Annotated in this window: 27 protein-coding genes and 1 other RNA gene; 19 read left to right on the top strand and 9 right to left on the bottom strand. The window is 60.3% G+C overall.

Annotated elements, in window-relative coordinates; genetic code table 11:
* Window positions 1-13: 13 nt before the first annotated feature.
* Genes B5G34_RS12805 through B5G34_RS12790 form a run of 4 tightly spaced genes read left to right on the top strand, consistent with a single transcriptional unit; the run spans window position 14 to window position 5,088 of the window.
* Window positions 14-748 carry an ABC transporter ATP-binding protein gene (locus tag B5G34_RS12805; RefSeq protein WP_087338129.1) on the top strand — a complete coding sequence of 245 codons (735 nt, stop codon included), beginning with the start codon at window positions 14-16 and terminating at the stop codon, window positions 746-748.
* On the top strand, window positions 738-3,215 hold the full coding sequence (locus tag B5G34_RS12800) for a DUF11 domain-containing protein (protein ID WP_087338127.1): 2,478 nt from the start codon (window positions 738-740) through the stop codon (window positions 3,213-3,215). The genes B5G34_RS12805 and B5G34_RS12800 overlap by 11 nt, the downstream gene beginning before the upstream one ends.
* Window positions 3,216-3,218: 3 nt before the next feature.
* The gene (locus tag B5G34_RS12795; protein WP_087338122.1) at window positions 3,219-4,556 is read left to right on the top strand and encodes an FtsX-like permease family protein; all 1,338 of its coding nucleotides are present in this window, start codon (window positions 3,219-3,221) and stop codon (window positions 4,554-4,556) included.
* Window positions 4,557-4,614: 58 nt separating this feature from the next.
* Window positions 4,615-5,088 (top strand): TspO/MBR family protein, encoded by a 474-nt coding sequence (locus B5G34_RS12790; RefSeq protein ID WP_087338119.1) that lies wholly within the window; start codon window positions 4,615-4,617, stop codon window positions 5,086-5,088.
* A 69-nt stretch (window positions 5,089-5,157) separates the two neighbouring features.
* Here B5G34_RS12790 and B5G34_RS12785 read toward each other — a convergent pair whose 3' ends face one another.
* The 3 genes from B5G34_RS12785 to B5G34_RS12775 all read right to left on the bottom strand — a co-directional run bounded on the left by B5G34_RS12785 (window position 5,158) and on the right by B5G34_RS12775 (window position 9,984).
* Window positions 5,158-5,640 (bottom strand): DUF4358 domain-containing protein, encoded by a 483-nt coding sequence (locus tag B5G34_RS12785; RefSeq protein WP_087338117.1) that lies wholly within the window; start codon window positions 5,638-5,640, stop codon window positions 5,158-5,160.
* A 50-nt stretch (window positions 5,641-5,690) separates the two neighbouring features.
* A complete protein-coding gene (locus B5G34_RS12780; protein ID WP_087338112.1) occupies window positions 5,691-6,992 on the bottom strand; it encodes an S-layer homology domain-containing protein in 1,302 nt (433 codons plus the stop codon).
* A 361-nt stretch (window positions 6,993-7,353) separates the two neighbouring features.
* Window positions 7,354-9,984 (bottom strand): transglycosylase domain-containing protein, encoded by a 2,631-nt coding sequence (locus B5G34_RS12775; RefSeq protein WP_242957039.1) that lies wholly within the window; start codon window positions 9,982-9,984, stop codon window positions 7,354-7,356.
* A gap of 229 nt (window positions 9,985-10,213) precedes the next feature.
* Between B5G34_RS12775 and B5G34_RS12770 the strand changes: the two genes are divergently transcribed.
* The 6 genes from B5G34_RS12770 to B5G34_RS12745 all read left to right on the top strand — a co-directional run bounded on the left by B5G34_RS12770 (window position 10,214) and on the right by B5G34_RS12745 (window position 14,049).
* Window positions 10,214-10,534: a DUF1292 domain-containing protein gene (locus B5G34_RS12770; protein WP_242957037.1), complete on the top strand. Its 321-nt coding sequence runs from the start codon at window positions 10,214-10,216 to the stop codon at window positions 10,532-10,534.
* Between the two features lie 4 nt (window positions 10,535-10,538).
* A non-coding RNA gene (gene ssrS, locus B5G34_RS12765) (6S RNA) lies at window positions 10,539-10,741 on the top strand.
* A 165-nt stretch (window positions 10,742-10,906) separates the two neighbouring features.
* The gene (locus B5G34_RS12760) at window positions 10,907-12,487 is read left to right on the top strand and encodes a peptidylprolyl isomerase (protein WP_087338102.1); all 1,581 of its coding nucleotides are present in this window, start codon (window positions 10,907-10,909) and stop codon (window positions 12,485-12,487) included.
* Between the two features lie 64 nt (window positions 12,488-12,551).
* Complete coding sequence (locus B5G34_RS12755) at window positions 12,552-13,271, top strand: tRNA threonylcarbamoyladenosine dehydratase (protein WP_087338098.1); 720 nt, start codon at window positions 12,552-12,554, stop codon at window positions 13,269-13,271.
* A 53-nt stretch (window positions 13,272-13,324) separates the two neighbouring features.
* The gene (locus B5G34_RS12750; protein ID WP_087338096.1) at window positions 13,325-13,693 is read left to right on the top strand and encodes a TSUP family transporter; all 369 of its coding nucleotides are present in this window, start codon (window positions 13,325-13,327) and stop codon (window positions 13,691-13,693) included.
* Window positions 13,693-14,049, top strand: coding sequence for a sulfite exporter TauE/SafE family protein (locus B5G34_RS12745; RefSeq protein ID WP_087338093.1), 357 nt, complete (start codon window positions 13,693-13,695; stop codon window positions 14,047-14,049). The genes B5G34_RS12750 and B5G34_RS12745 overlap by 1 nt, the downstream gene beginning before the upstream one ends.
* On the opposite strand, the gene ruvX is transcribed toward B5G34_RS12745, so the two are convergent.
* Window positions 14,050-14,469, bottom strand: coding sequence for a Holliday junction resolvase RuvX (ruvX, locus tag B5G34_RS12740; protein WP_087338090.1), 420 nt, complete (start codon window positions 14,467-14,469; stop codon window positions 14,050-14,052).
* A gap of 321 nt (window positions 14,470-14,790) precedes the next feature.
* Between ruvX and rpmG the strand changes: the two genes are divergently transcribed.
* From rpmG to rplL, 7 genes are all read left to right on the top strand, one after another.
* Window positions 14,791-14,955 carry a 50S ribosomal protein L33 gene (gene rpmG, locus B5G34_RS12735; protein WP_087188137.1) on the top strand — a complete coding sequence of 55 codons (165 nt, stop codon included), beginning with the start codon at window positions 14,791-14,793 and terminating at the stop codon, window positions 14,953-14,955.
* Between the two features lie 43 nt (window positions 14,956-14,998).
* Window positions 14,999-15,283: a preprotein translocase subunit SecE gene (gene secE / locus B5G34_RS12730; RefSeq protein ID WP_087338086.1), complete on the top strand. Its 285-nt coding sequence runs from the start codon at window positions 14,999-15,001 to the stop codon at window positions 15,281-15,283.
* Window positions 15,284-15,293: 10 nt separating this feature from the next.
* Window positions 15,294-15,815, top strand: a complete 522-nt coding sequence (gene nusG, locus B5G34_RS12725) for a transcription termination/antitermination protein NusG (RefSeq protein ID WP_087338083.1) — start codon at window positions 15,294-15,296, stop codon at window positions 15,813-15,815.
* 91 nt (window positions 15,816-15,906) lie between these two features.
* Window positions 15,907-16,332 (top strand): 50S ribosomal protein L11, encoded by a 426-nt coding sequence (rplK, locus tag B5G34_RS12720; protein ID WP_007489097.1) that lies wholly within the window; start codon window positions 15,907-15,909, stop codon window positions 16,330-16,332.
* Between the two features lie 21 nt (window positions 16,333-16,353).
* Window positions 16,354-17,046 carry a 50S ribosomal protein L1 gene (gene rplA / locus B5G34_RS12715; RefSeq protein ID WP_087188133.1) on the top strand — a complete coding sequence of 231 codons (693 nt, stop codon included), beginning with the start codon at window positions 16,354-16,356 and terminating at the stop codon, window positions 17,044-17,046.
* A 430-nt stretch (window positions 17,047-17,476) separates the two neighbouring features.
* Window positions 17,477-18,010: a 50S ribosomal protein L10 gene (gene rplJ / locus B5G34_RS12710; RefSeq protein WP_087338080.1), complete on the top strand. Its 534-nt coding sequence runs from the start codon at window positions 17,477-17,479 to the stop codon at window positions 18,008-18,010.
* 51 nt (window positions 18,011-18,061) lie between these two features.
* Window positions 18,062-18,436: a 50S ribosomal protein L7/L12 gene (gene rplL, locus B5G34_RS12705; RefSeq protein ID WP_065534595.1), complete on the top strand. Its 375-nt coding sequence runs from the start codon at window positions 18,062-18,064 to the stop codon at window positions 18,434-18,436.
* Window positions 18,437-18,524: 88 nt separating this feature from the next.
* On the opposite strand, the gene B5G34_RS12700 is transcribed toward rplL, so the two are convergent.
* Window positions 18,525-19,784 carry a diaminopimelate decarboxylase gene (locus B5G34_RS12700; protein ID WP_087338077.1) on the bottom strand — a complete coding sequence of 420 codons (1,260 nt, stop codon included), beginning with the start codon at window positions 19,782-19,784 and terminating at the stop codon, window positions 18,525-18,527.
* Between the two features lie 270 nt (window positions 19,785-20,054).
* On the opposite strand from B5G34_RS12700, the gene B5G34_RS12695 reads away from it, so the two are divergent.
* Window positions 20,055-20,624 carry an ECF transporter S component gene (locus B5G34_RS12695; RefSeq protein ID WP_087338073.1) on the top strand — a complete coding sequence of 190 codons (570 nt, stop codon included), beginning with the start codon at window positions 20,055-20,057 and terminating at the stop codon, window positions 20,622-20,624.
* A gap of 51 nt (window positions 20,625-20,675) precedes the next feature.
* Here B5G34_RS12695 and B5G34_RS12690 read toward each other — a convergent pair whose 3' ends face one another.
* The 4 genes from B5G34_RS12690 to glnA all read right to left on the bottom strand — a co-directional run bounded on the left by B5G34_RS12690 (window position 20,676) and on the right by glnA (window position 24,671).
* Entirely contained in the window at window positions 20,676-21,893 is a 1,218-nt protein-coding gene (locus B5G34_RS12690; protein WP_087338071.1) for an LL-diaminopimelate aminotransferase, read from the bottom strand.
* Window positions 21,894-21,911: 18 nt separating this feature from the next.
* Window positions 21,912-22,703 carry a diaminopimelate epimerase gene (gene dapF, locus B5G34_RS12685; RefSeq protein ID WP_087338068.1) on the bottom strand — a complete coding sequence of 264 codons (792 nt, stop codon included), beginning with the start codon at window positions 22,701-22,703 and terminating at the stop codon, window positions 21,912-21,914.
* Window positions 22,704-22,793: 90 nt separating this feature from the next.
* A complete protein-coding gene (locus B5G34_RS12680; protein ID WP_087338065.1) occupies window positions 22,794-23,312 on the bottom strand; it encodes an ANTAR domain-containing protein in 519 nt (172 codons plus the stop codon).
* Window positions 23,313-23,339: 27 nt separating this feature from the next.
* A complete protein-coding gene (gene glnA, locus B5G34_RS12675) occupies window positions 23,340-24,671 on the bottom strand; it encodes a type I glutamate--ammonia ligase (protein WP_087338062.1) in 1,332 nt (443 codons plus the stop codon).
* A gap of 326 nt (window positions 24,672-24,997) precedes the next feature.
* Between glnA and fumC the strand changes: the two genes are divergently transcribed.
* Window positions 24,998-26,362: a class II fumarate hydratase gene (fumC, locus tag B5G34_RS12670; protein ID WP_087338058.1), complete on the top strand. Its 1,365-nt coding sequence runs from the start codon at window positions 24,998-25,000 to the stop codon at window positions 26,360-26,362.
* The last annotated feature ends 14 nt before the right edge of the window (window positions 26,363-26,376 follow it).

Raw genomic sequence — 26,376 nt, 5'->3', positions numbered from 1 at the left:
GGGGGCAACACCTATGAATGGGCCTGACCTGCGCAGCCGCCCCATTATTGAAGTCAAAAATGTCCGCAAGGAGTACCCCATCGGCGACGAGACGGTGGTGGCGCTCAAGCGCATCAATCTCAATGTGTCCCGGGGAGAGATCTGCTGCATTTTCGGCACCTCCGGCTCGGGCAAAAGTACCCTGCTCAACCAGCTGGCGGGGATGGAGAAGCCCACCCGGGGCGAGGTACGCATCGGCGGCGTGCCCATCTCCCGGCTCAACGAAAACCAGCTGGCCGCCTTCCGGCAGCAGCATCTGGGCTTTGTGTTCCAGTCCTACAATCTGCTGCCCAACCTGACCGCCACCGAAAATGTGGCCCTTCCCCTGATGTTCCGTGGGGTGCCCAAGGCCCAGCGGGAGGCCGCCGCCCGCAAGCTGCTCACCCGGGTGGGGCTGTCCCACCGGCTGGACCACTTTCCATGGCAGATGTCGGGCGGACAGCAGCAGCGGGCGGGCATCGCCCGGGCCTTCATCGCCCGGCCCGACGTGGTCTTTGCCGACGAGCCTACCGGCAACCTGGACTCCAAGACCACGGTGGAGATCATGGACATGATCTGTACCTTCGCCCGGGACTACCACCAGACCATCATTCTGGTCACCCACGATCCTGAGATGGCCGCCTACGCCCACCGGATCGTCACCCTCATCGACGGCGAGATCGTCCGCAACGAAATCAACCAAAAGGAGAGACCTCCCCATGAAGCATAGTGTTTTGCGCACAGGCCTGTCCGTGCTCCTGTGGCTGGCCATGCTGGCCGCCCATCTGCCTGCCGCCCTGGGAGCCGAGGGCAGTAACCTGTACATCACCGGTTACCGGGTGACCAACGCCGCCGGCGCCCCGGTCTACAGCATTACCAAGGGCAACGTAGTCAATCTATCGGTCTCCATCAAGGACACCGGCGACGGTACCGGCCAGAATGATCCCAAAAACCTGGATATCACCAAACTGGACGACAGCTTTACCGGCGGCGTGCTCTTCGTGGAGAAGACCTCCGCCCCCGACACCCCTCTGGTATATACCGTCCACCTCTCCGGCCTGACCTACAAGGGCGTGGGACAAAATCTGAAACTCCAGGTGGGCACCGCCGGACAGCCGGACAGCTATCAGACCCTGGAGCTTACCATCAGCGAGGCGGTGGTGTACGAGGCCCCTCAGCCCACCCCCGAACCGGTCCCCACGCCGCCGGAGCCCATTCCCGCTCCCACCGTGCTGGTATCCCGCAGCGCCCTGGACAAGCCCATTGAGGCCGGGCAGGAGGTTCCCGTCACCATCACCTTCCAAAACATGAGCCGCACCCGCCTCACCTCCCCGGTGGTCACCTTCTCCCCCTCCGACGGCATCAGCATCGCCGGAGGCTCCTCCTCCTTCCCCCTGCCTGACATTCCGGGAAAGAAGAGCGTCAGCCTGACCATCACGGTGCAGGCCTCCAGCACCATCCCCTCTCCCGCCCAGTCCCTGGGGGTGGACCTGAAATTCAACTACTTCAATAACGTAGCCGAAACCCAGGGCACCATGACCGACAAGATCAGCATACCCGCCCTGGGCCGGGACAGCGTGCCCCAGCCGGTGGTCCTCATCACCCGCTCCCCTCTGGAGCATCCCCTGGCCCCCGAGGAGAGCGCCACCGTTACCCTGCGGTTCCAGAACACCAGCTCCACCCGTCTGGTCAAGCCGGTGGTGGCCGTCACTCCTTCCGAATCCCTCATCGTCCTCAACGACGCCGCCACCTTCCTGCTGCCCGACATCGACCCCGGCCGATCGGTCAGCATCGACGTGCGGGTCCAGGCAGCCCGGGGCAATACCGCCACCAGCCAGTCCCTCAGCGCCGAGCTGAAATTCGGCTACGATAACGGCGGCATGCTCACCCAGGCCTCTGTCTCCGACAAGGTCATCATCCCTACCCTGGCCAAGGAGACCGTCCCTCAGCCGGTAGTGCTGGTCTCCCGCTCGGCGGCAGCCAAGCCCATCTCTCCCGGTGAGACCGCCGGAGTGACCCTCACCTTCCAGAATGCCGGCGCCGCCAAGCTGGTCAAGCCGGTGGTCACCGTCACCCCCTCCGAGTCCCTCATCCTGATGGACCCCACTTCCACCTTCCTGCTGCCCGACCTGGAGCCAGGCAAGACCGCCTCCATCTCGGTAAAGGTACAGGCAACCAAGGACATGTCCTCCACCAACCAGTCCCTGAGCACCGAACTGAAATACAGCTACGACAACGGCGAGGCTCTGACCCAGGCCACCTCCTCCGACAAGGTGAACCTGTCCGCTAACGTCCCCTCCAAGGCGGACGCCTCAGTACCCAATGTGGTGGTGCGCAGCTTCTCCTTCGGGGAGAGCTCGGTGGCTGCCGGCAGTGCCTTCCCTCTGGGCATCACCTTTGAGAACACCGGCGCCGTCCGCATCGAGAACGTGGTGCTCACCGTGGACGGCGGAGAGACCTTCACCATGGACGCAGGCACCAACACCTTCTTCTACAAGGCCATCGCCCCCGGCGGCAATCAGGCCCAGACCATTCCCATGCGGGCCATCCCCACCGGAAAGAGCGGCGCTCAGAGCACCATGCTCTCTTTCAAGTACGAGTATATGGATGGGGACAAGCGGTCCCAGGCCACCTCCGAGATTAAGCTGTCCATCCCCGTCTACCAGCCCGACCGCTTCCAGATCGACGCCCCCTCCGTCCCCGAGTCCGTGAACGTGGGCGAGGAGACTGAGCTGCTGCTGGCCTACGTCAACAAGGGCAAGGACGACCTGGCCAACTTGGAGGCCACCGTGGAGGGGGACGATGTGGAGACTCCCGCCCGCACCCAGTACCTGGGCAACGTCACCGCCGGAGCCAACGGCAACATCGGCTTTGCCCTCACTCCCATGACCGAGGGCGACATCAAGGTAGTCCTCAAGATCAGCTATGAGAACGCCGACCAGCAGGTCCAGACCCGCGAATTCCCCGTCACCCTCCATGTCGTGGCTGCACCTCCGCCGGAGGATATCCCCGATGACTTTGACCCGGCCATGGAAGAGGGGGGCTTTCCCTGGCTTCCGGTTGGTCTGGCTGCCGGGGGCGCAGCCCTGGCAGGTGCTGCCGGTCTGCTGATCTGGAAAAAGAAGCGGGACGGCAAGGCCACCGGCGCCGACAGCTGGGACAACTGGGACGACACCTCTTCCGGCGGGGAGGAATAAGTCATGAAGCGGAAGGATATGCTGCGCATCTGCCTGCAAAACCTGATGCGCCGGAAATCCCGTACCTTTCTCACCGTGCTGGGGGTGCTCATCGGCTGCTGCTCCATCGTCATCATGGTGTCCCTGGGCATCGGCATGAAGGAGGCCCAGGAGCGGACCCTGTCCCAGATGGGGGACCTGACCATCATCACGGTCAACGCCCCCCAGGGCGGCCGGGGCAAGGTCAAGCTGGACGACCCGCTGCTGCGGCGCATCCGGGGCATCCCCGGTGTTGAAGCCCTCACCCCCAAGCAGGGGCTGGAGGCCGACTCCATCTCCCTGATCGCCGGTGCCGGCAGGCGCTATGTGGCTGACTGGACCTCCGTGGTAGGGGTGGACACCAACGCCTTGGAGCAGGTGGGCTACCGTCTGGTGGAGGGCACCCTGCCCAAACGGGAGGGGGAGGTGCTCATCGGTCAATATCTGGCCTACAGCTTCAAGGACACCCTGCGGCCTGAGGGACGCAATATGATCGACCGCTGGAGCGCCGAATTTGACGACAGCGGCAAACCGGTAGACCCGCCGCCGCCCTACTTCGACCCGCTGAAGGGACAGCTGACCATGGTGGTGGAGACTCAGAACGGCAAGGTCACCATCCCCCTGACCCCGGTGGGCGTGGTAAAGGAGGACTATTCCAAGGGCAGCGAGACCTCCGAGGGCCTGCTGTTCAACATGCCCGATTTGCAAAAGCTGATGGAAAAGGTCCAGGGTAAAAAGGGCAGGAAACCGGCCTATGAATCGGTCATGGTCAAGGTAAAGGGCATCGAACAGGTGGAACCTGTGGAGCAGGAGATCAAAACCATGGGCTACCCCACCGAATCCATGGAGAGCATCCGCAAGCCCATGGAGAAGGAGGCCAGGCAGAAGCAGCTGATGCTGGGCGGCCTGGGCGCTATCTCCCTCTTCGTGGCCGCTCTGGGCATCACCAACACCATGATCATGTCCATCTCCGAGCGCACCCGGGAGATCGGCATCATGAAGTCCCTGGGCTGCTACGTCAGCGATATCCGGATCATGTTCCTGTCAGAAGCGGGGGCCATCGGCCTCATCGGCGGTCTCATCGGCTGCGTCATCAGCTTTGGGGCCATGATCGCCATCAATCTGGTCTCCCTGGGCCCATCCTTGGAAAATGTGATTCCCGCCATTGTGGGCGGCGAATCGGTAACCCGGGTGTCCATCATTCCGCCCTGGCTGCTCCTGTTTGCCATTCTGTTTTCCGTGCTCATCGGCCTGGGCTCAGGCTACTACCCCGCCAACAAGGCGGTGCGCATTCCCGCCCTGGAGGCCATCAAAAGCGAATGACCCCTGTCTGCCGCATATTTTTTCTCCCCCGGCATATGCTATCCCCGGGTGATTTCAGATGAAAAAGCACAAATGGCTTTCCTATGTTCTGTGGATCCTCTTTACCGAGGGCGTGGGGTTTCTGTCCGGGTGGCTGACCCGGGAGGGCTCCCAGCTGTACAGCCAAACCATTGTAAAACCGCCCCTCTCCCCGCCCGCTATAGTCTTTCCCATCGTCTGGGCCATCCTCTTTGTCCTGATGGGCATTGGCGCGGCACGGATCTATCTGGCAGAGCCCTCCCCGGAGCGCACCAGAGGTCTGCGCATCTTTTTGCTCCAGCTGGCCTTCAACTTTTTCTGGAGCATTCTGTTCTTCAACTTCCAGGTCTTCGGAATCGCGCTGATCTGGCTGCTCATTCTGTGGGGCCTGATCCTGTGGATGATCTTTACCTTCCGGCAGGTAGATCCCCTCGCTGCCTGGCTGCAGGTCCCCTATCTGCTCTGGGTGAGCTTCGCCGCCTATCTGAATTTTGGCGTGTGGCGGCTCAACTGAGTCTCTCCCGACGTCAACAAAAAAGCGTTCCATTGCAGCTGCAATGGAACGCTTTTTCATTCAGTCTGTTTAGCCGTTGAGGTAGCTGTTGTACAGCTCCACCAGAGCATCCTGCTCCGGAGAGATGATGAGACGCACATACACGCCGTCCCGCTTGACCTCGCTCTTCTCCACGATGGCATACTGGTCGGGGAGATAGCCGTTGAGCTCATTGCGCCGGGCATCCAGGCGGTTCTGGAGCTTGGTCTCCACTTCCTTGGCGCTGTCCTCATCCTTGGCCTTCACCAGCACGATCTCGTTGGCGGTAATGCCGTCGGCGGCCAGGTCGGCGGCAAAGGCCTCCATGTCTTCCGCCGGGATGCCGTAGAAGTTCAGCATATCGCTCTCACCCAACTCCATGCCGTTCTCAATGGGATGCTTGGCCAGCATATCCTCCATGACCGCCTTCACGTCCAGGTCGGCGGCGGCCTGCTTGCCGCCGCAGGCGGATGCGCCCAGCATCATCAGAGCGGCCAGGGACAGCAGCAGCACGCTGCGCACCATCTTTTTCATTCAGATCACCTTTCTCCGCGGCAGTAGCCGCGCTTTTTCTTTTGTTGGACTCAGCCCGCCTGGCGGGCGGCCGCGTCCTGCTTCAGGTAGTCCACCCAGATGCGGCAGGCCTCGTCGGTGAAGTGCATACCCATGCCGGAGGCGTCGCTGCAATAGGCGTCGGGCAGATAGCCCTCCCCGTCGGTGAGCACCGAGGCGATATCCACATAGTAGTAGCCGTTGCGCTGGCACATCTCCTGCAGCTGCTCATTGTACAGGCGCAGATTGGCGTTGTTGAGCACCTTCTTCTCGTTGCCCTTGTGGATGGGGGTGGCCGACTGCACAAAAATCTGCAGGTCAGGGGTCTTCTCCTTGATGAGCCCCAGCAGGGTCTCCATGTTCTTGACGGAGTCCTCCACACCATACAGGCCGATGTCGTTCATGCCCAGCAGGATATACATCTTCTTGGCACCGCAGGCCTGGACGGAATCCTCCAGGCGCATCTTGGTGCCCTGATAAAGGGGGTGGACCGACTTGTCACTCACTTCCCACAGAGCGTTGCCGCTGCCCAGGCTGCCGGCGGTGAGAAACTGGGCCTTACCCAGGTAATCGGGGTCGCTTTGCCGGGTCTTGGTCACATAGCCGGTGAGCTTGAGGGAGACCGAGTCGCCCACAAAGACCGCATCGTCAAACCAGGACCACTCGTCCTCCGGCACGGTGCTGGTGGGAACCGAGGGTTTCTCTTCCCCTTCGATCTTTCCCGCCAGCTCCAGGGTCTTGTAGAGCATGGCGGCCGCCTCATTGCGGGTCACCGGTCCCGCAGGTGAGAACTGAGTGTCGCTGGTGCCGCTGATGATACCGCGGGCATACAGGTCGCCCACGGCATCCAGGGCCCAGCTGCTGACGGCATCTACATCCTCAAAGCCGGACAGCCCGCCGGACTGTCCCTCCCGCGGCTCCACGCCGAAGGCCGGCAGGGCCCGCCACAGGAAGGCGCACGCCTCTTCCCGATTCAGATAGGCTGCGGGAGAGAATGCATCGCCCGTAATATCCTGGCAGATCCCCTGCTGCGTCGCCCAGGCCAGAGCCTCATAGCAGGCGTCTTCCTGCTTTACGTCGGAAAAATCCACGGAACCGCCGGCAGGACTGCCCGCTGCCCGCCACAGGCTGAGAATAAAATCGCCCCGGTTGATCTGGACCTCACCCAGGAAATAGCCGGTCTTGGTGGTAGACATGACATCATGCTCCACGATATAGGAAACATAGGAATATGCCCAGCTATCCTGCGGCACATCCTGGAGATCGCCTCCCGCCGTGCCGCCTGTCATCAGCACCCCTGCAAGTAAAAATGCAACGACCTGTTGGATCAGCATAATGGTCCCTCCTGCTGTGATTTTGCTCCAGTGTATCAGATTTTTCTGCTTCCGTCCAGTGGTGAAACCGGCCTCTTACCGCAATTTCAGACAGGCTCCGTCCCGCTCTCATCCGGCGTATCCTTATTTTACAGCGTTCGACCTGTATTCTCTCTTTCCGCAGGCCGGTTTTACAGTGGGAGAGCTGTTTTTCTCCCTCAAAAAGCATGGTTCCAGTCCTCTTTTGCACCCACTCTGCCTCTCCTTACGTTTTTCTGATATTTCTCTTTTCAATTCTTCAGCACACCGGACCGGAGCAGAGCAGAAAACAAGCGGGCGCCCTGAGGCGCCCGCTTGTTTGGGGTCTTACAGTCTCTTTCGATCAGGAATTATCGTTTGCTGAGGGAGCCGGCGTGGGAGAGGTGGTCCCCTCTGTTCCCTCCGTCTCACCGGGGTCAGGCGTGGGAGAGGTCTCTGGGGGAACCGTGGGATAGGTGGACGGGTCCTCCGGATTGAAGCCGGGCCACTGCTCCTGGGTAGGCCAGGTGGACTGATCCTCCAGCCGGAAGGTGGAGGGATCGTACGGCTCGGGCTGCTGAGGCGTTTCCGTGGTGTGGACCGTACAGGTGCCCTGGGACTCCAGGAAAGCCTTGGTGTACTGGCTGTCCGCCGTATCGGTGGTAAGCACACCGATGGACTTCACCGTCACGCCCTGGGCATCATCGGCCTCTCTGGGGCAATACTCGCCGGCCAGGTGATACAGGCCCGCGATGGGACTGCCGTTGGCGTCCAGAATGGGAGAATCGGTACACACATCCACCAGCACATGAGCGCCGCACTGCTCCGCCGGCACATCGTCGGCAAAGAGGTACATCTGCACCACCCGATCCCCTCTGGGATCGCTGTAGCAGGCTTCGCTGGCCCGCAGGCCGCTGTCCATACAGATATCCACACTGGTCAGGCCGCTGGCATCGCTGAAGCCCTTGTTGGGCAAGCCCTGATGGACCTGGCTCATGACCTTCTGCCACATGACGGCGGCAGGGTTGTTGCTGGCATAGATCCGCTCCGGGGTCTTGTAGCCCACCCAGACGGCAGCGGTGTAGTAGGGGGTGTAGCCCACAAACCACCTGTCGTTGTTGGCGGTGGTGGAACCGGTCTTGCCCGCTACCGTCATGCCCGAGATACGGGCGGCGGTACCGGTACCCCTGGTCACCACATCCTTGAGCATCTCATTCATATAGTAGGTGGTCTTGGTGGAGAGGATCACTTCACCTTCGCTCTCAGTGTTGTCCAGCAGCACCTTCTCCACCCCATCCACCTCCTGGGTCACCTTGGTGTAGGTGTGGGGTTCGATATACACACCGTCCCGGGGGAAGACCGAGTAGGCGGCGGCCATATCCATGACACTGACACCGTGGGTCAGACCGCCCAGGGCCAGCTGGCTGGAACCATAGTCGTTCTTGACCTCGCCGTTGCTCAGATAGGACTCCTCCAGGTCGATGTGGAACTTCTCCTCCACAAACTCGAAGGAGGTCTCGGCGCCCATCTGCTCCAGGACGCGCACGGCCACGGGGTTGGAGGACACCTGCACGGCGGTGTTTACCGTGATGTTGCCCCGGTAGGTCTGGGGATTGTTCAAAGGCCAGTTCTTGCCGTTGAGCACCCGTACCGGCTCATCGGCGTACACCGACGCCGGGGTGATGAGTCCCATCTCAATGGCCGGGCCATACACCGACAGGGGTTTGATGGAAGAACCAGGCTGACGCACGGTACCGCTGGCCATATTGAGCACCCGGTTGGCCGTTTTTTCGCCCAGCGCACCCGCCAGACCCACCACGTTGCCCTGGGGGTCGATGATGACGATGGAGGACTGGATATCCTGGCCCTTTTTGGAGGGCAGCTGGAGGCTGCTCTGATCGTAGTACACCGACTCCACCATGGACTGGATGCGGGTATCCACGCAGGCGTAGATCTTCAGGCCGCCGGAGTACACCATATTCTCGGCCAGGGTCTGGGAGTAGCCACACTCGGTCACCAGATCATTGATCACGTCGGTGATGACCTGCTCATCATACCAGTTGTAAATGGTAGAGGGCTTGCTCTCATCCTCGCTGCGGGTGAACACCAGCTCCTCCGCCACAGCCTGGTCGTACTCCTCCTGGGTGATCATGCCCAGGTCCAGCATCTTCCACAGCACCAACTCCTGGCGCTGCTTGTTGCGCTCCCGGCCGGTGGTAACCTCGCCGGTCTCCTGATTGGTAATGCGCACGCTGGAGTTGGGCCCGTACAGGGTGGGGTTGTTAGTGATGCTGATAAGACTGGCGCACTCGGCCAGGCTCAGCTCAGACACGTCCTTGCCGAAATAGTTCTCAGCAGCAGTGGCCACGCCGTAACAATTATCGCCCAGATAGATCAGATTAAGATACCACTCCATGATCTGGTCTTTGGAGTAGGTGGCATCAAAGTCCAGGGCGGTAAAAATCTCCAGGATCTTGCGCTTGACGGTGACGTCATCATACTGGGTGGCGTTTTTGATCAGCTGCTGGGTAATGGTGGAACCACCCTGGATGTCTCTTCCGGTAAACATAAGCAGCACACCGTTGAGGGTACGCTTCCAGTCCACGCCGTTGTGCTTGAGGAATCGTTCGTCCTCAATGGCAATGGTGGCGTTGACCAGATTTTGGGGGATCTGGTCGTAAGTGACCTTCTTCCGGTTCTCTTCCCCGTGGAGGGCAAGATGTTCCACGTATTCCCCGGTGTCCGGGTCCATATAATAGATGGTGCTGGTCAGGTTCATATCAAAATTGGCTTCCAGATGGGCCTGGGGCAGGATCACCGTTTTGATATATACCATGGCAAAGCAGGCCAGGATGACCCCCGTGATCAGCATGACCAGCAGGAGGGTACCCAGTACCTTGCCTGCGATCCCCAGCGCGTGTACCGCCGGAGAGGACTGCTTCCGGCTCCGGCTGCGCCGGGGCTGCGAATGATTTTCATTGGATCTTGACGGCAAAAATGACACCTCCGTATCAGGTGAAACCAGCTTTTTGTTCCTTTTTCGTACCATATTATTGACAGAGAACCGATGTTATTATATCACGTTTCCCCCTGTTGTCCACCCTCTTTCCTTCCTTTTCAGGAACCTTTTGGAACTTTCCGAAAATTTGCCCTATCCTGCTCTTGCATTTTGGACCGCTACAGGCTACAATAGAGACGAACAAAAGGAAGGTATGGTGCCCGATATGAGCGAAGAATTTGGCCCTGATTTCATCAACGTCACCGATGAGGACGGCAATGAGTTTGAGCTGGAGCATGTAGACACCCTGGATTACAACGGCCAGACCTACATGGCCTTCTTCCCCGCCATTCAGGGGGAGGAGCAGGGAGACGCTGTGGAAGAAGTGGATCTGGACGACGAGGAAAACGGCCTGATCATTCTGAAAGTCGTCCAGGTGGACGGCGAGGAACAGCTCTCCACCCTGGACAGTGATGAGGAACTGGAGCTGGTCTATCAGCAGTTTATGGAGGCTCTCTTCGCCGATGAGGACGAGGAGCACTCCTGAACCCCGATTCCTGCGCGGTGCGTGACGGGTTTTATTTAAACCCACATTTCTTAAACGGGATGCCCCACTCATGATGCGGACTGCAGGCCTCCCGGCGCCCCTTTGAGGGACGGCTGGAAGTTGGAAGCAACGAAACATCATGGAGGCAACCCACCTGCCATTTCGTGCAGGTTTTAAATGGATCCGCACGGCCAGCGCGGGACCCCCACGAAACCCTGTTTCGTGGGGTTTTCTTTTTTCTGAAAAATCTGAACAAAGTGTAAAACCTCTTTTTGGGCTTGAAAGCCCAGGAAGTTTCCTGTATAATACGAATTTGTCTATCAAAGATGGAGCTTGCTCCATGAACATTGACGAGAGGACTGAAGCAAATAAATGAGCGCATCCAGAGAAAGAAGACAGCGCCAGGCCGATGCCCAACGGCCCCTGACGCAGAAAGAGCGGGCTGAGCTCAAGGAGCATAAGGCCGCCAAGCAGAAAACGGTACTGTATGCCGCCATTGGCGTCATCGTCGCCATTCTGGTGGTGATTCTCCTGGTGTGGGATTCCGGCGTTTTCCAGCGTGGAAAGACCGCGCTGAGCATTGCTGGGCGCAACTATTCTGTGACCGATGTGGAGTTCTATTACCGTTCCGCCTTCATCCAGGAATATCGGATGAGCATGTACGGCCTGTCCAGCTTTGACCCCAGCGCGGACCCCGCCCAGCAGTACCGGGACGAGGCCCAGACCCAGAGCTACCATGATTACTTCCTGGAGCAGGCTACCACCGCCCTGAAGGCCGCCGCCGCCCTGGAGAACGCTGCCGCCGAGGAGGGCTTTACCCTCAGCGACGAGGGCAAGGCCACCGTGGAGCAGCAGATCGCCAGCACCTCCTCCCAGTCCGGCTACAGCAGCCTGGACGGCTACCTGCGGGCCACCTACGGCAAGTATATGACCAAGGGCGCCTACCGCACCTGCCTGGAGCGGGCTCAGCTGCTCACCGAGTACCAGCAGCACTATCAGGACAACCTGGAGATCACCGACGAGGATCTGAACACCTACTACACTGAGAACAAGGATTCTCTGGACACCTATGAGTACTACTATGCCCTGATCGACGGCACCGCTGAGTCCACCACCGACGCCGAGGGCAACACCGTGGAGCCCACCGACGAGGAGACCGAGGCCGCTATGGCCGCCGCCAAGGAGAAGGCCGACGAGTTTGCCGCCGCCCTCAACGAGGCTGAGGACAAGGGTTCTGCCTTCCTGGCTCAGGTGTCCGGCTATGTGAGCACTGACGACCAGAGCACCTATGCCACTCTGAACACCACTGAGGGCTCCAGCCTGTCCGGCACCTATGCCAGCTGGCTGAAGGACAGCACTCGCCAGAGCGGCGATGTGACCGTCATTGAGGGCTCCAACGGCTACTATGTGGTGGTCTTCCAGGACCGCTACCTGGATGAGACTCCCTCTGTTGACATCCGTCACATCCTGATCAAGGCTGAGCTGGATCAGGAGGATGATCCCGCTACCACCGATGTGGACGAGAGCACCGTACCCTCCCAGGCCTCTCTGGACGCCGCCAAGGCCAAGGCCGAGGAGCTGCTGGCTCAGTGGGAGTCCGGCGACAAGACCGCCGAGTCCTTTGGTGAGCTGGCCAACGCCAACTCTGCCGATGCCGGTTCCAACACCAACGGCGGCCTGTACGAGCAGGTGGTTCCCGGCACCATGTTTGATGCCTTCAACGACTGGATCTTTGACGAGAGCCGCCAGAGCGGCGACACCGGTCTGGTGGAGAACACCCAGAGCGGCCAGCAGGGCTGGCATGTGATCTACTTCCAGGGTCAGGACGAGCTGGCCTGGAAGGTGAATGTCACCGCCACCCTGAAGGATGACCGCACCAACGAGTGGATCGACGGTCTGGTAGAGGCCCAGGGTGAAGTCACTGAGGGCGAGGGTCTGGCCTACGTGGGCTGATCCAAACCAAACACAGCTAAAAAAGAGGACGGGTATCCCGTCCTCTTTTTTACAAGGAGGCACTATGGACGAAACCTTTCTGCGCACTGAGATGCTGCTGGGCCCGGAGGCCATGGAAAAGCTGGCTGCCGCCCATGTGGCAGTGTTTGGACTGGGCGGGGTAGGCAGCTGGTGCGCCGAAGCCCTGGCCCGCTCCGGTGTGGGGGCCCTCACATTGATTGACCATGACGAGGTGGGGCTCACCAACCTAAACCGCCAGGTGGAGGCCACCCGCTCCACTCTGGGTATCCCCAAGGCCCAGGCCATGGCGGACCGGATCGCCGATATCAACCCCAACTGCCGCACCACGGTGCGGGTGGAGAAGTATGAGGCAGCCAGCCGGGAGTCCTTCTTTTCCACACCCTGCGACTATATTGTGGATTGTATCGATCTGGTGTCCTGCAAGCTGGATCTGATCGAGACTGCCATCACCCGAAATATCCCCATTCTCTCCGCCCTGGGTACCGGCAACAAGCTGGACCCCTCCCTGTTCCGTATTGGGGACATCTCCAAGACGGAGGGCTGCCCCCTGGCCCGCGTGATCCGGAAGGAGCTGCGCAATCGTGGCATCGTCCACCACCGGGTACTTTGGTCCCCGGAGGAGCCCAAGGCTGCCATCCAGCACGAGGCCCCCCCTCCCGGCCGCCGCTCCGTGCCCGGCAGCGTGGCCTGGGTGCCGCCGGTGGCCGGGCTCATGCTGGCTGGCGACGTGGCCCTCACCCTGGCCGGTCTGAAAACCCTGTAATGGTATAAAAAGATCCCTCCGCTGACATACTACCGTCAACGGAGGGATGCTTTTTGGAGAAGAAACAGGTGGGCTGGGTCCGCCCGGCTGTGGCAGGGGCAGCTGCGGGACTGGTCAACGGCTTTTTCGGGGGTGGGGGCGGTATGGTGCTGGTGCCTCTGCTGGCTGGCTGGTGCGCTCTGGGCCAGCGGAAGGCCTTTGCCACCTCGGTGGCCATCATTCTGCCCCTGTGCGTCCTGTCCGCCGCCATCTACCTGTTCCGGGGCGGCGTAGACCTGAAGACCGCCCTGCCCTATCTGGCCGGCGGGCTGCTGGGGGGGCTTCTGGGCGGGAAGCTCTTTCAGCGCATGAATATGGTGTGGCTCCGCCGGCTCTTCGCCCTGCTGCTGCTCTACGGCGGGGTAAGGTCCCTCTTCTTCTGATGGACTGGCTGTTTGCCGCGCTGGCAGGTGCCGCCACCGGTATCCTCTCCGGCTTCGGGGTAGGCGGAGGCACCCTGCTGCTCATCTACCTCACCGCCATTGCAGGGATGGCCCAGCAGCAGGCCCAGGGGATCAATCTGCTCTACTTCCTGCCCTCCGCCGCCGCAGCTCTCCCCGCCCACATCAGGCACGGCTATGTGGAAAAATCCGTGCTGCTGCCCGCCATCCTGGCCGGGCTTGTCTGTGCCCTTCTGGCCTCCTGGGCCGCCACCGGCCTGGACACCGGCCTGCTGCGGCGATGTTTTGGGGGCTTTCTGCTGGTGGTAGGGCTGCGGGAGCTCTTCCGCAAGGGGTAGTCAGCCCCTGGCCCGCTTGAAGGTGAGATAGCCCTCCAAAATCAGGGTGGCCGCCACCGCGTCCACGGTTTTTTTGTGGTTTTTCATCTTCTTGCCTGAAGCATGGAGGATATTGTGGGCCTCCACGGTGGTACGCCGCTCATCCCACAGCACCGGCTTTAAGCCGCAAACCTCCTCCACCTGGGCGGCAAAGGCCTTGTACAGCTCCGCCCGGGGGCCCTCGGTGCCGTCCATGTTCCGGGGAAAGCCCATCACCAGCTCGTCCACCTGATGGTCCTTGACCAGCCGGGCCAGCTCCTGGGCTACAATATCCGCTTTGCGGCTGTGGATCACGGTGGTATAGCCGGCCAGCAGGCCGGTGGGATCGGAAATGGCAACGCCGGTGCGGGCGTCGCCGTAATCAATGGCCATAATACGCAAGATCACCACTCCTTTTTCTGCTTTCTACACTATACAAAAGGAATGGAGAAAAAACAAGTGGAAACTGCTTGACTTCTGTCTCAGGCTGTGGTATAGTTCACTTACCTATGAAAAAGGGCTCTTTTTTTGTGCGCATTTTTACGGTGTGATGACGCATGAAACCCTTCCCTCCGCGTGAGACATAGGGAGGCAAATGTGCCGAATCCGCACCGTGACGTTCCATCCGGCGGCGTTTTGCTGTCGGTACGTGCTGGATTCGGCTTGCGGCCGCATCCGGCATTTTTGCTGTTATGCGGTCAAACAATGAAGGAGGTGCCGAACATGGCGAAGGCCGGCAACCGGGTGAAGATCACCCTGCGCTGCTCCGAGTGCAAGCAGCGGAACTATAACACCAACAAGAACAAGAAGAACACTCCCGACCGTCTGGAATTGAAGAAGTACTGCCCCTTCTGCAGAAAGCACACGGTCCACAACGAGACCAAGTAATGAGTGCTGCAAGATGGCTCAGAAGAAAGAAGGGTTAAACGGAATGTCTGAAAACGAGAAGCTCGAGCAGGTCAAGCCCGCGAAGTCTGATAAGAAGAAGGACGTCAAGGCGGACAAGAAGCCCGGCTTCTTCGCTCGTATCGGCAAGTGGTTCAAGGAACTCAAGAGCGAGCTGAAGAAGGTCCAGTGGCCCACCAAGAAACAGACCATCAACAACACCGTGATCGTCATTCTCTGCTGCATCGTCGTTGGGATCTGCATCTGGGTGTTCGACGCCCTCGCCGGCTCCGTGATTCGTGCCCTGTTGGATCTGTTTGGCAAGGGTTAAGGTGTAGAAGATGGCTGAGAACGCGAAATGGTATGTGGTGCATACCTATTCCGGCTATGAAAACACTGTGGCCGCCAGCATTGAAAAGGCAGTGGAGAACCGCGGCCTGCGGGACCTCATTTTTGAGGTCAGCATCCCTCTGGAGACCGTTACCGAGATCACGGACAACGGCCCCAAAACCGTAGAGCGTAAGGTATTCCCCGGCTACGTGCTGGTCAAGATGGTCCTGACCGATGAGACCTGGCATCTGGTGCGCAACGTGCGCGGCGTCACCGGGTTCGTGGGCTCCGGCAACAAGGCCATCCCCCTCACCGACGAGGAGATCGCCGCCCTGGGCGTGGAAAAGCGCGAGGTCGTGGTGAACTATCAGGTGGGCGACAACGTCAAGATCATCAATGGCGCCCTGGAATCCTTCCTGGGCACCGTAGAGGAGATCGACCTGGACCACAGCAAGGTCCGCGTGGTGGTCTCCATGTTCGGCCGTGAAACCCCCGTGGAGCTGGAACTGGACGAAATCGAGCCGGTTGAGTGATCCCGGGCACGGCCCCTTTCCCCCGCACGTGGGAGGGACTGCACAGCAGTTCCGCTTCCAACCACATTTATCGTAGGAGGTGCTGTTTCAAATGGCACAGAAAATTACTGGTTATGTGAAACTTCAGATTCCCGCCGGCAAGGCGACTCCCGCGCCCCCCGTCGGTCCCGCCCTTGGTCAGCACGGCATCAACATCGCCGCCTTCACCAAGGAGTTCAACGAGCGCACTAAGAACGACGTGGGCCTGATCATCCCCGTGGTGATCACCGTTTACGCCGACCGTTCCTTTACCTTTATCACCAAGACTCCTCCCGCCGCCGTCCTCATCAAGAAGGCCTGCAACATCGAGTCCGGCTCCGGTGTGCCCAACAAGACCAAGGTGGCCACCATCAGCAAGGAAGATGTGCGCAAGATCGCCGAGACCAAGATGCCCGACCTGAACGCGGCCAGCATCGAGGCGGCTATGAGCATGATCGCCGGCACTGCCCGCTCCATGGGCATCGTGGTGGGCGACTAAGCCGAAGGAGGGAATAGAGCAATGTTTAGAGGCAAGAAATATCAGGAGAGCGCCAAGCTCATCGACAAGGGCGCCCTGTACGATACCGCTGAGGCTATGGAGCTGGTGGTCAAGACCGCTCCCGCCAAGTTCGATGAGACCGTTGAGCTGCACGTGAAGCTGGGCGTTGACTCCCGTCACGCCGACCAGCAGGTCCGCGGCGCCATCGTTCTCCCCCATGGCACCGGCAAGACCCAGCGCGTGCTGGTCTTCGCCAAGGGCGACAAGGCTGAGGCTGCCAAGGCCGCCGGCGCCGACTTCGTGGGTGAGATGGACATGGTTGAGAAGATCCAGAAGGAGAACTGGTTCGACTACGACGTGGTCGTTGCTTCTCCCGACATGATGGGCGTTGTGGGCCGTCTGGGTAAGGTCCTGGGCCCCAAGGGCCTGATGCCCTCCCCCAAGGCCGGTACCGTCACCCCCGACGTGGCCAAGGCTGTTACTGAGATCAAGGCCGGTAAGGTTGAGTATCGTCTGGACAAGACCAACATCATCCACTGCCCCATCGGCAAGGTCTCCTTCGGCGCTGAGAAGCTGACCGAGAACTTCAACGCCCTGATGGGCGCCATCATCAAGGCTAAGCCCTCCGCTGCCAAGGGTCAGTACATTCGCTCCTGCGTGTGTGCTTCCACCATGGGCCCCGGCGTGAAGATCAACGGCGCTAAGCTGATGTAATGAAGAAGCGCGGAGGCATGCGGAGCAGCGCGGATGGACCGGAGTGAGGGCGAGTGCAGGGCCATTATGCGGCCCAAAACCAGCCCGAATCGGAGGGAAGCCGCGCGTTGCGCAGCCGCCGCAGCGTGACAACAGGTGAAGTGCGGAGCAGGTTTCCCTGCTCCGCATTTTCACACCTCTTTTCTGTGAAATCCAAGCAAAAATGTGCTCTTTTTCGAAAAAAGCGCTTGACATACACGGTGAAGTCGTGTATACTATCAGTCGTGTTCAAAGACAGCAGGCGGCGCAAGCCGTAAGTCCTGCCGAGAATGCAGCCACAACGGAATGAACTTCTTTGTGCTGTTTTCGCTGCTTTGAATGCGAAAACAGCTTTTTTGTTGCGTGACTGCATCGGAAAAGTTGAACTCAAATTCAACGGAGGTGAATCCAAATGCCTAACGCAAAGGTTCTCAGTGAGAAGCAGGCCATCGTGGCCGGGCTGACCGAGAAGCTGCAGAACGCCGCCAGCGGCGTGCTCGTGGACTACAAGGGCATCACTGTGGCTGAGGACACCGCTCTGCGCGCCGAGTGCCGCAAGAACGAGCTGGACTACGCCGTGGTGAAGAACACCCTGCTGCGTTTCGCCGTCGACAACGTGGGTCTCAACGAGATGGACGAGGTGCTCAACGGCACCACTTCTCTGGCTCTGTCCAACGGTGATCCCATCGCTCCCATGCGTGTGATCAACAAGTTCGCCAAGCAGTTCAACGGCGCCAAGTTCACCATCAAGGCCGGCTTCATGGACGGCAAGGTCCTGTCCATGGACGAGATCATGGCTCTGGCCGAGCTGCCCTCCAAGGAGGTCCTGCAGGCTCAGGTCCTGGGCACCATGCTGGCTCCCATCACCAGCCTGGCCATCGTCATCAAGGCCATCTGCGAGCAGAAGGGCGGCTCCGTGGAGCCCGCCGAGGCTGCCGCCGAATAATCCCCCGCACCATTCTGTATCAATTATAATTTATTTAGGAGGTTACCTATCATGGCTTCTGAGAAAATCACTGCCCTCATTGAAGAGGTTAAGGGTCTGACCGTTCTGGAGCTCTCCGAGCTCGTCCACGCTCTGGAGGAGGAGTTCGGCGTTTCCGCCGCTGCTATGGCTGCTCCCGCCGCTGGCGGCGCTGCTGCTCCCGCTGCTGAGGAGAAGACCGAGTTCGACGTGGTGCTGGCTGAGGTCGGCGCTGAGAAGATCAAGGTCATCAAGGCTGTCCGCGAGATCACCGGCCTGGGCCTGGCCGAGGCCAAGGCTGCCGTCGAGGCTGCCCCCAAGGCCATCAAGGAGGGTGTCTCCAAGGACGAGGCCGAGGAGCTGAAGAAGAAGCTGGAAGAGGTCGGCGCCAAGGTGGAGCTGAAGTAATTCCGCTTTCCAATCGGATGAAAAAGACCTGCTGCAAATGCAGCAGGTCTTTTTTACCGGGCCGGGAATTTCCCGGCCCGGTTTCGTTTTAGTCAAAGATCAGCGTTGCGAAATAGTCCTCCGGGGTCTCGGCCCGCCGGATCAGGCGGGTGGAGCCGTCCTTCTGAAGGAGCACCTCGGCAGAGCGCAGCTTGCCGTTGTAGTTATAGCCCATAGAGAAACCGTGAGCACCGGCATCGTGGATCACCAGCAGATCCCCCAGCTCCACCTCCGGCAGCATCCGGTCCACGGCAAACTTGTCGTTGTTCTCACACAGGCCGCCGGTGACATCATACATGTGGTCGCAGGGGGCGTCCTCCTTGCCCATGACGGTGATGTGGTGATAGGCGCCGTACATAGCGGGGCGCATCAGGTTGGCGGCGCAGGCGTCCACACCCACATACTCCTTGTAGGTGTGCTTGAAGTGGAGCACCTTGGTAACCAGGCAGCCGTTGGGCCCCAGCATGAAGCGGCCCAGCTCGGTGTAGATGGCCACATCCCCCATACCCGCAGGCACCAGGATCTTTTCAAACTGCTGCCGCACACCCTCACCGATGACGGCGATGTCGTTGGCAGGCTGATCCGGCTTGTAGGGGATGCCCACACCGCCGGACAGGTTGATAAAGCAGACGTCGCAGCCCGTCTCCTGCTCCAGTTCCACCGCCAGCTGGAACAGAATGCCCGCCAGAGTGGGATAATACTGGTTGGACAGGGTGTTGGAGGCCAGGAAGGCATGGATGCCAAACCGCTTGGCTCCCATGGCTTTCAGCTTTTTGAAGCCCTCAAAAAGCTGCTCCCGGGTGAAGCCGTACTTGGAGTCTCCCGGAGTATCCATTACCTGGAAGCCCTCGGCGGAGGCCCCGATGGTAAACACCCCGCCGGGATTAAAGCGACAGCAGACGGTCTCAGGAATGAATCCGATGGTCTCCTTCAAAAAATCAATATGGGTGAAGTCATCCAGATTGATGATGGCCCCCAGCTGGGCGGCCAGCTTGAAGTCCTCCGCCGGGGTATCGTTGGAGGAAAACATGATCTCGTGGCCGGAAAAGCCGCTGCGGTCGGCCAGCATCAGCTCGGTGAGAGAGGAGCAATCGGCGCCGCAGCCCTCCTCCCGCAGGATCTTCAGAATGGCGGGGTTGGGGGTGGCCTTGACGGCAAAATACTCCTTGAAGCCCGGGTTCCAGGCAAAGGCCTCCTTCAGCCGCCGGGCGTTCTCCCGGATGCCTTTCTCGTCGTACAGGTGGAACGGAGTGGGATACTGCTCCGTCATTTCCCGGAGCTGCTCCAGTGTCACAAAGGGTCGTTTCATGGGTTCACCTTCTTATCTTTTGCTATTTACTATAGTAAAGTTTTGTCCATCTGTCAATGCACAGATTCTCCTTTGTTTCCTCCTTTCTCCATCCATTCTTTAGAATTATACCCAAAGATACGCTTGCGCATCTTTGGCTCCGGCAAATCGCAGGGAATTCGGGCTCCTGCCCCGCAGTCTGACCTTATTATTTTTTCTATATCTGGCGTTTGAATAAAGGTCAGTTCAGGGCTATAATCAGGTTAAAGAAAGACAAAGGAAGTGTTCTTCATGCGATCCCGTTCCAATTCCACGCTGAAAATCGCGGTTCTGGCCATGATGACCGCCCTGGTGTTTGCCAGCAACTATCTCCGCATCACAATGCCCATCGCCATCGGCGGCAACACCTCCTTTACCCTGGCCAATATCATGTGCTGCCTGTCCGGTCTGCTGCTGGGGCCCATCGGCGGTCTGGCCTCCGGTCTGGGCTCCATGCTGTTTGACTTCACCAATCCTCTGTTTATTTCGGAATCCTGGATCACCTTCCTGACCAAGGGCGCCATGGGCCTGGGGGCCGGTCTGGTGATGTGGAAGGCCTCCCACCGGGAGGAGCCCACCTATCCCCGTTGTCTGTCCGGCGCGGTGCTGGGCTGCATCATCTACTACATCCTTTACTTCTCCAAAAGCTACTTCTACAACGGCCTGCTGGTAGAGGGCCTGACTCCCGCAGCCGCTGTTCTGACCCTGTACGCTAAGATTCCCGCGTCCATCTTCAACTCCGTGATCGCGCTGGTGGCTGCTCCCCTGCTGTGCATCCTCATTCGCAACGCCCTTAAGCGCTCCCATCTGAAGCTGGCCTGAATCAGATGCAAAAAATGCCCGCTGCATTTGCAGCGGGCATTTTTGATGCTCTTACAGGATGGCCTTGATGCGCTCCACCGCCTGGCGGGTGGCCTCCGCCTCGCCGAAGGCAGTGAGGCGGATGTAGCCCTCGCCGCTGGGACCAAAGCCGGCGCCGGGGGTGGTGACCACGTTAGCCTCCCGCAGCAGCTTGTCGAAGAAGTCCCAGGAGCCCATGCCGTTGGGGGTGCGGGCCCAGATATAGGGGGAGTTCTCCCCGCCGGACACGGTGAGCCCGGCGGCGGCCAGGCCCTCCCGGATGACCTTAGCGTTGTTCAGGTAATAGTCGATGGTCTCCTTCACCTGGGCGCGGCCCTCTGGGCTGTACACGGCCTCAGCACCTCGCTGGACCACGTAGGGCACTCCGTTGAACTTGGTACACTGACGGCGGTTCCACAGGCCGTTGAGGGCGGTACCATTGCGCTCCAGCTCCTTGGGGATGACGGTATAGGCGCAGCGGGTACCGGTAAAGCCGGCGGTCTTGGAGAAGGACCGGAACTCGATGGCGCAGGTGCGGGCTCCCTCGATCTCAAAGATGGAGTGGGGGATAGCAGGATCGGTGATAAAGGCCTCATAGGCGCTATCAAAGAGGATGACGGCACCGGTGGCGTTGGCGTGATCCACCCAGGCCTTCAGCTGCTCCCGGGTAGCCACAGCGCCAGTGGGGTTATTGGGGAAGCAGAGATAGATCAGATCCACCTTCTCCTCCGGAATGGCCGGAGAAAAGCCGTTCTCCGCCACGCAGGGCATGTAGACCAGGTTGGTCCAGCGGCCGGTATCGGCGTCGTACTCACCGGCCCGGCCTGCCATGGCATTGGTATCCACATAGACGGGGTACACCGGGTCACACACCGCCACCGCATTATCCTTGTCAAAGATATCCCCGATGTTGCCGCAGTCGCTCTTGGCGCCGTCGGACACGAAGATCTCCTCGGGCTTGATATCCACGCCCCGGGCCTTGTAGTCATACTGGGCAATCGCCTCCCGGAGGAAGTCGTAGCCCTGCTCCGGGCCGTAGCCGTGGAAGCCCTGGGCGGTGGCCATCTCGTCCACCGCCTTGTGCATGGCGGCAGTGACGGCGGCGGGCAGGGGCCGGGTCACATCACCGATGCCCAGACGGATCAGGCTCCGGTCCGGGTTTTCGGCGCTGTAGGCGGCCACCCGCCGGGCAATCTCAGAAAACAGATAGCTGCCGGGCAGCTTGTTGAAATTCTCATTGATTCTTGCCATTGTACTCTCTCCTTTGCGTTAGATGGAGTATTCCCCCTCAAAGACCGTGTTCGCCGGTCCTGTCATCATCATCTCTTCTCCGGCGGGCCAGGATAACTCCAGTACCCCGCCGGGCAGCTCCACAGCGGCCTGACGGCCGCACTTGTCCTGGGCCACCGCTGCCGCCAGCGCCGCGCAGGCGCCGGTGCCGCAGGCCAGGGTCTCGCCGCTGCCCCGCTCCCACACCCGCATGGCCAGCCGGTCATGGGAGACGCAGCGGACGAACTCGGTGTTGACCCCCTCGGGAAAGGCGGAGTGGCGTTCAAAGCAGGGTCCCAGCTTCTCCAGATCCAGCGTCTCCGGCCGGTCTACAAAGAGGACTGCATGGGGATTGCCCATGGATACCGGAGTTACCTGCCACAGCCGGTCCCCCGCCGCCAGTTCCACCACCGCCCCTACCCGGGGATGGCCCATATTCACACGGACCGCCTTTACCAGGCCGTCCTCCGTCAGCAGCTCCAGCTTGCGCAGGCCGCCGCCGGTTTCAATGATCAGGCTGCGCTTACGGGTGAGGCCCTTGTCATAGACATATTTGCCCAGGCAGCGGATGCCGTTGCCACACATTTCACCTTGGGAGCCGTCGGCGTTGAACATCTGCATTTTAAAGTCCGCCCGGTCCGACGGGCAGATGCAGATCAGCCCGTCGCTCCCCACGCCAAAGTGGCGGTCACTCATCCGCCGGGCCAGATCGGGCAGATCCTCCGGCAGACCGTCCAGGCCGTTGAGGTAGATATAGTCGTTGCCCAGGCCCTCCATCTTGGTAAAGCGCATGGTATCCCTCCTGTCTCCGGATACAAAGCGGCGGCGGTCACGCCTCGGACCGCCGCCGCGAGACTGCTCTGTCTCTCTACCATATGCCGCTTACCGGTATGCCAGCACCATGCGCGCCGCCTGGGCCAGCTTGACGCCGGCGGCCATACTTTTTTTCTGGAGGGCCCGGTGGGCCTCCTCTTCCGTTAACCCCTCCGTCATCAGCCGGGCTTTGGCCCGGGCAATCAGCTCCCGCTCCGTTTCACTGCGCCGGAGGGGCTGGGCCCGAACCTGGGAGAGCAGATCCTCCACCGCACCCAGCAGCTCGCTGCGGGAAGCGGGGGCGCTCAGGCGCAGGATGTCCGGATTCTGCACCAGATCCAAAAGGCTCTGGGAGGCCACGATGAGCATATGGCAGAAGGAGGGCAGATCCTCATAGAGCAGCTCCGCCGGGCCGTCGGCAAACTTATAGCCGCACACCACGGCAGGCACCTGCTGTTCGTGCACCGTGCGGCGCACCTGATCGGCGGAGGTACACAGCAGACAGGTTGCGGTGCCCGACCGCTCCAGGATCTCCCGGATACGTTTGCCGTTCTGAGGGCCGGCAAAGGCCACGATCACCTTTTCCATGTCCGCTTCCTACCGCATCGCCTGGGATCAATAGTTGATGATATATTTCTCCCGCTCCCAGGAGGACACACGGGTGCGGTACTCTTCCCATTCCTTCTTCTTGCCTTCCAGATAGTTCTGGGCCACATGATCGCCCAGAGTATCCAGGATCAGCTGGTCAGCCTCCAGGGCGCGGATGGCCTCCTCCAGAGAGCCGGGCAGGGAATCGATGCCGCGGACCTTGCGGGCGGCGTCATCCATGGCATAGATGTTCTCGGTGATCTCGGCAGGAGGCACCAGACCCTTCTCGATGCCGTCCAGACCGGCGGCCAGACAGACGGCGAAGGCCAGATAGGGGTTGCAGGAGGGGTCGGGGGAGCGGAGCTCTACCCGGGTGGACTGGCCCCGGGAGGCGGGGATCCGGATGAGGGCGGAGCGGTTGGAGGCGGACCAGGCCAGATAGCAGGGGGCCTCGTAGCCGGGCACCAGCCGCTTGTAGGAGTTGACCAGAGGATTGGTGATGGCCGCCATGCCCTTCACGTGGGCCAGCAGACCGGCAATAAAGCTGTAGGCCTCCTTGGACAGGCCCTGCTCGCCGTTGGGATCGTAAAACACGTTCTTGCCGTTGCGGAACAGGGACATGTTGGTGTGCATACCAGAGCCGGCCACACCGTAGATGGGCTTGGGCATAAAGGTGGCGTGGAGGCCGTTCTTCTGGGCCAGGGTCTTGACCGCCAGCTTGAAGGTCATGATGTTGTCGGCAGCGTGGAGGGCCTCCTCATACTTGAAGTCGATCTCATGCTGCCCCTGGGCGCACTCGTGGTGGCTGGCCTCGATCTCAAATTTCATGGATTCCAGCGCCAGGCAGATCTCCCGGCGGGTGGACTCACCGTGGTCCAGAGGACCCAGATCGAAGTAGCCGGCCTCGTCGTTGGTCTTGGTGGTGGGTTTGCCCTCGTCATCGGTCTGGAACAGGAAGAATTCCGCCTCAGGGCCTACGTTGAAGGCGTCAAAGCCCATATCCTTGGCCTTCTGCAGGGCCCGCTTGAGCACGTAGCGGGGATCACCCGCAAAGGGAGAGCCGTCGGTGTTGTGTACATCGCAGATGAGCCGGGCCACCTTGCCGTGGTGGGGCTGCCAGGGAAACACCCGATAGGATTTCAGGTCGGGGAACAGGTACTGGTCGGACTCGTCGATGCGGACGAAGCCTTCAATGGAGGAACCGTCAAACATGCACTGATTGTTGACCGCCTTCTCGATCTGGGAGGCGGTGATGGCCACGTTTTTCAGCTGGCCGAAAATATCAGTGAATTGCAGACGGATGAATTTGACATCCTCTTCCCGTACCATGCGGATGATGTCTTCTTTGGAGTGCGGCATGACAGGGGCCCCTTTCTCTCATTCAAAATCATAGATTTCGGATAGCAAAGAAGGCGCTCCGCCCCCCGGGCCGGAACGCCTTTGTTCACAAAATTTAGTATACGTGCTCCGCTTTCTTCTGTCAAGGATTTGGAAACCAGAAAAAGATTTTTGTGGCAACCGGCAGGGGGCCGCCCCCTCACTCCCTCTCCCTTGTGCGGACAGCACAAATCCGACACAAAAGGGCGCTCTTTCCAGGTGTCAGACTTTTATCCCGGCAGAATCTGTGCTAAAATGCAGATATTAAAATGACCCCGTCCACAGACGGAGAAAGGGATGGTCTACACATGGAATACCGGATCGAACGGGACAGCATGGGCGAAATGCAGGTACCCGCCGACCGCTACTGGGGCGCACAGACCCAGCGCAGCTACCAAAACTTTAAAATTGGCACCGAAAAAATGCCTCAGGAGATCATCCGGGCCTTCGGCATTTTGAAGAAGGCCGCCGCCATGGCCAACCACAGCCTGGGCAAGCTGGACGAGGAGAAGCTGAACGCCATCTCCCAGGCCTGTGACGAGGTGATTGCCGGCAAGCTGGACAGTCATTTCCCCCTGGTGGTGTGGCAGACCGGCAGCGGCACTCAGTCCAACATGAATGTCAACGAGGTAGTAGCCAACCGGGGCAATGAGCTGACCGGTAAAAAGCTGCTCCACCCCAACGACCACGTCAATATGTCTCAGTCCTCCAACGATACCTTCCCCACCGCCATGCACATTGCCGCCGCGGTGGAGCTGGAGGACAAGCTCTTCCCTGCTCTGGACGCCCTCATCGCCACCTTCCGCCGCCTGGAGGAGGAGAACGCTGATGTGGTAAAGAGCGGACGCACCCACCTCCAGGATGCGGTGCCCATCACCGTGGCCCAGGAGATCAGCGGCTGGCGCTCCAGCCTGGAGAAGGACAGGGCCCTGCTGGAACTTGCTCTGCCCCCCCTCCACGAGTTGGCCCTGGGGGGCACCGCCGTGGGCACCGGCCTCAACGCCCCCAAGGGCTTTGACACTGCGGTGGCCCAGGCGGTGAGTCAGCTCACCGGCAAGGCCTTTGTCACCGCCCCCAACAAGTTCCACGCCCTCACCAGCAAGGACGAGCTGGTCTTTGCCCACGGCGGGCTGAAGGCCCTGGCCGCCGACCTGATGAAGATCGCCAACGACGTGCGCTGGCTCTCCTCCGGTCCCCGCTGCGGTCTGGGCGAGCTCCACATCCCGGAAAACGAGCCCGGCTCTTCCATCATGCCCGGCAAGGTCAACCCCACCCAGTGCGAGGCGGTGACCATGGTGGCCGTCCAGGTCATGGCCAACGACGTGGCGGTGGGCATGGCCGCCTCCCAGGGCAACTTTGAGCTCAATGTGTTCATGCCGGTGTGCATCTACAACTTCCTCCAGTCGGTGCGGCTGCTGGCCGACTGCATGGACTCCTTCAACCGCAACTGCGCCGTGGGCATTACCGCCAACCGGGACAAGTGCCGCCACAACCTGCACAACTCCCTCATGCTGGTCACCGCCCTCAATCCCTACATCGGCTACGACAACGCAGCCAAGACCGCCAAGAAGGCCCACGCCGAGGGCATTTCCCTGAAAGAAGCCTGCGTCAGCCTGGGCTTCCTCACCGCGGAGCGGTTTGACGAAGTGTTCCACCCCGAAGAAATGGTTTAAGAAAGAAGGCTTTT

The sequence above is a fragment of the Flavonifractor sp. An82 genome (genome assembly GCF_002159265.1).
Classification (GTDB): Bacteria; Bacillota; Clostridia; order Oscillospirales; family Oscillospiraceae; genus Flavonifractor.
Note: the sequence above shows the minus strand (reverse complement) of the source record. Positions and strands in the feature narration are given on the sequence as shown.

What these genes read in the sequence shown, in the direction of transcription:
- B5G34_RS12785 (WP_087338117.1), bottom strand. Translation starts at nt 5,640, where the DNA reads ATGAAAAAGATGGTGCGCAGCGTGCTGCTGCTGTCCCTGGCCGCTCTG.
- B5G34_RS12795 (WP_087338122.1), top strand. Translation starts at nt 3,219, where the DNA reads ATGAAGCGGAAGGATATGCTGCGCATCTGCCTGCAAAACCTGATGCGC.
- rpmG (WP_087188137.1), top strand. Translation starts at nt 14,791, where the DNA reads ATGGCGAAGGCCGGCAACCGGGTGAAGATCACCCTGCGCTGCTCCGAG.
- B5G34_RS12745 (WP_087338093.1), top strand. Translation starts at nt 13,693, where the DNA reads ATGGACTGGCTGTTTGCCGCGCTGGCAGGTGCCGCCACCGGTATCCTC.
- B5G34_RS12800 (WP_087338127.1), top strand. Translation starts at nt 738, where the DNA reads ATGAAGCATAGTGTTTTGCGCACAGGCCTGTCCGTGCTCCTGTGGCTG.
- secE (WP_087338086.1), top strand. Translation starts at nt 14,999, where the DNA reads ATGTCTGAAAACGAGAAGCTCGAGCAGGTCAAGCCCGCGAAGTCTGAT.
- nusG (WP_087338083.1), top strand. Translation starts at nt 15,294, where the DNA reads ATGGCTGAGAACGCGAAATGGTATGTGGTGCATACCTATTCCGGCTAT.
- B5G34_RS12760 (WP_087338102.1), top strand. Translation starts at nt 10,907, where the DNA reads ATGAGCGCATCCAGAGAAAGAAGACAGCGCCAGGCCGATGCCCAACGG.
- glnA (WP_087338062.1), bottom strand. Translation starts at nt 24,671, where the DNA reads ATGCCGCACTCCAAAGAAGACATCATCCGCATGGTACGGGAAGAGGAT.
- B5G34_RS12690 (WP_087338071.1), bottom strand. Translation starts at nt 21,893, where the DNA reads ATGGCAAGAATCAATGAGAATTTCAACAAGCTGCCCGGCAGCTATCTG.
- B5G34_RS12695 (WP_087338073.1), top strand. Translation starts at nt 20,055, where the DNA reads ATGCGATCCCGTTCCAATTCCACGCTGAAAATCGCGGTTCTGGCCATG.
- rplL (WP_065534595.1), top strand. Translation starts at nt 18,062, where the DNA reads ATGGCTTCTGAGAAAATCACTGCCCTCATTGAAGAGGTTAAGGGTCTG.
- B5G34_RS12780 (WP_087338112.1), bottom strand. Translation starts at nt 6,992, where the DNA reads ATGCTGATCCAACAGGTCGTTGCATTTTTACTTGCAGGGGTGCTGATG.
- rplK (WP_007489097.1), top strand. Translation starts at nt 15,907, where the DNA reads ATGGCACAGAAAATTACTGGTTATGTGAAACTTCAGATTCCCGCCGGC.
- B5G34_RS12770 (WP_242957037.1), top strand. Translation starts at nt 10,214, where the DNA reads ATGAGCGAAGAATTTGGCCCTGATTTCATCAACGTCACCGATGAGGAC.
- rplA (WP_087188133.1), top strand. Translation starts at nt 16,354, where the DNA reads ATGTTTAGAGGCAAGAAATATCAGGAGAGCGCCAAGCTCATCGACAAG.
- B5G34_RS12805 (WP_087338129.1), top strand. Translation starts at nt 14, where the DNA reads ATGAATGGGCCTGACCTGCGCAGCCGCCCCATTATTGAAGTCAAAAAT.
- B5G34_RS12700 (WP_087338077.1), bottom strand. Translation starts at nt 19,784, where the DNA reads ATGAAACGACCCTTTGTGACACTGGAGCAGCTCCGGGAAATGACGGAG.
- B5G34_RS12680 (WP_087338065.1), bottom strand. Translation starts at nt 23,312, where the DNA reads ATGGAAAAGGTGATCGTGGCCTTTGCCGGCCCTCAGAACGGCAAACGT.
- dapF (WP_087338068.1), bottom strand. Translation starts at nt 22,703, where the DNA reads ATGCGCTTTACCAAGATGGAGGGCCTGGGCAACGACTATATCTACCTC.
- rplJ (WP_087338080.1), top strand. Translation starts at nt 17,477, where the DNA reads ATGCCTAACGCAAAGGTTCTCAGTGAGAAGCAGGCCATCGTGGCCGGG.
- B5G34_RS12790 (WP_087338119.1), top strand. Translation starts at nt 4,615, where the DNA reads ATGAAAAAGCACAAATGGCTTTCCTATGTTCTGTGGATCCTCTTTACC.
- B5G34_RS12755 (WP_087338098.1), top strand. Translation starts at nt 12,552, where the DNA reads ATGGACGAAACCTTTCTGCGCACTGAGATGCTGCTGGGCCCGGAGGCC.
- fumC (WP_087338058.1), top strand. Translation starts at nt 24,998, where the DNA reads ATGGAATACCGGATCGAACGGGACAGCATGGGCGAAATGCAGGTACCC.